The organism is Salipiger marinus, from assembly GCF_900100085.1.
GTDB classification, from domain to species: Bacteria; Pseudomonadota; Alphaproteobacteria; order Rhodobacterales; family Rhodobacteraceae; genus Salipiger; species Salipiger marinus.
Map to the genome: position 1 here is coordinate 1 of NZ_FNEJ01000098.1, position 1,375 is coordinate 1,375.

2 protein-coding genes are annotated in these 1,375 nt (G+C 64.2%); both read left to right on the forward strand.

The window, feature by feature from the left end:
* Nucleotides 1-85 precede the first annotated feature (85 nt).
* Complete coding sequence (locus BLR51_RS27040) at nt 86-493, forward strand: N-acetylmuramoyl-L-alanine amidase (RefSeq protein ID WP_165616970.1); 408 nt, start codon at nt 86-88, stop codon at nt 491-493.
* A 97-nt stretch (nt 494-590) separates the two neighbouring features.
* Nucleotides 591-812, forward strand: a complete 222-nt coding sequence (locus BLR51_RS27045; protein ID WP_089852617.1) for a hypothetical protein — start codon at nt 591-593, stop codon at nt 810-812.
* Nucleotides 813-1,375 lie beyond the last annotated feature (563 nt).

Sequence of the window (1,375 nt, forward strand, 5' to 3'; positions counted from 1 at the left end):
TGGCATATCCCTTTCTCGGCTGAGAATTGACGGCGTCTGAACACCGCCATGATATGCCGCCCCTCAGGGCATCACCAACTTTCGCGTGTTTCTCACCGGCTGGGCGCAGGGGCGCAGTAATACCGAGCTCTTCGCCGAGATCCGGCGCTGGCACCTCGCCAAGGGCTGGCGCGACATCGGCTATCACGGCGTGATCTTTCCCGATGGCGAGGTCATTGAGGGCCGCCCCTGGGGCGAGATCGGCGCCCATGTCATCGGCCACAACGCCGGATCGCTGGGCTATTCCATGGTGCCCATCCGCACCATCACCCACATGGGCGCGCCCGAGGACTTCTACACCGACGCCACCCTGTTGGCGATGCGCGCGGTGATTGCCAAGGCCTGCGCCCGCACCCCCATCACCCGCATCGCCGGACACAATGAGTTCGCCGCCAAGCTCTGCCCGGGCTTCGCCGTCACGCCCGAAGACTGGGCCCCGGCAGGCTGGGCCTGATCCCCATCACCGGCTGGCGCATACCGCCGGCCTGTTCTGCGGCCCGCGTGCCGCTTCCCCCGCGCCGCTGGCGCATCTCTCCCAGAAAGGACACACCATGACCGGACAAATCGCCCTGCTGCTGCGGGTCTTCATCCTGCTGCCCCTCGGGGGCCTCGCCGCCACGCTGCCCTTCGTCTCTTATGACAAGGCAGCGGGGCTGGTCACCATCGACCTAAACGCTGCCTCCCTCGCCATGGCGGTGCTGCTCTACGGGCTGCTCACCGGCGGCACCTTCGCCTGGTCGCGGTGGGTGAAGGGGATAGGTGGGAAGACGTGACAACGGTCTTTTAGTGAAGAAAACATGGGCCGGAGGTTAGGCACGTCCGGCCCGTGGCGCGCCATCGAAAAATGCAAACATCGCCTGCAGATCATACTTATCTGCAAGTTGCGCGTTGCGGGGCTTATGCCAAGGCAGTCAAGGGCGGGGAACGGTCATTCGCCGCGATCGAGAAGGCACCCCTGGCGCACCGCCGAAGCGGACATTCAGGCAAGGGCCAAGGCCGAAGCCCGTTCGATCGACACCAAGAGCGGGAAGCCGACGTTCGCTGCGCCGGATGTAGACGGCCGCTGTGGGCAGGGAAGCGGACATGCTGGTCAGGCACTCCGGCGCTAAAGCGGCCGACAGTCCCAGCCCGTACCAGCCATACGATCCCGTCACATCGGATGGCCGTTCAAAGGAGATGGTCAGACTCAAACACTAGGTACCCCGAGCTTTAAAATCCGGACACGACGAAGGTAGGCCTCAGTGAGCTGCTGCCGGTTTCGTGGACAGCAGGTTAAGCTAGCATAGCGCGGGCCTCGAACTCCATCGGGCTGAGGTAGCCCAGTTTCGAATGCCGT